The 417-nt window shown below is 46.5% G+C and carries 1 pseudogene; it reads left to right on the forward strand.

The window, feature by feature from the left end:
* Nucleotides 1–417: pseudogene (locus ACFSR1_RS08180) on the forward strand (hypothetical protein); the annotation flags it as partial.

Consider the following 417-nt stretch of genomic DNA (forward strand, 5'->3'; position numbering starts at 1 on the left):
AATGTACGGCTGCAGGTTTTGTAGCAGGTACGAGTTTAGCCCCTGAAGACACGGATAGTGACACGACTCCAGATTACTTAGATACAGACAGTGATAATGATGGGATCAATGATGTGATTGAAGCCGTTCAAGGTACCGCAGTAGGTACTGATGCCGATGGCGATGGTTTGGATGATGGTTTTGATACGGTAGACACTACCGGAGCTACCCCAGATGTCAATGACAATTTAGATACGGGAGCCATTGGTACGGACAATGTGGATGATGCGGATCTGACGGAGGTTGACTTCCGAAGTATTTTAGATGCCGATAATGATGGTATAGCAGATAATGTAGACGAAGACGATGACAATGATGGTATTCCTGATGTGGTGGAGAGTGATGGTAACGATCCAAGCGGGGATGATGATGGAGACG

This window comes from Aquimarina rubra (assembly GCF_042684305.1).
Classification (GTDB): Bacteria; Bacteroidota; Bacteroidia; order Flavobacteriales; family Flavobacteriaceae; genus Aquimarina; species Aquimarina rubra.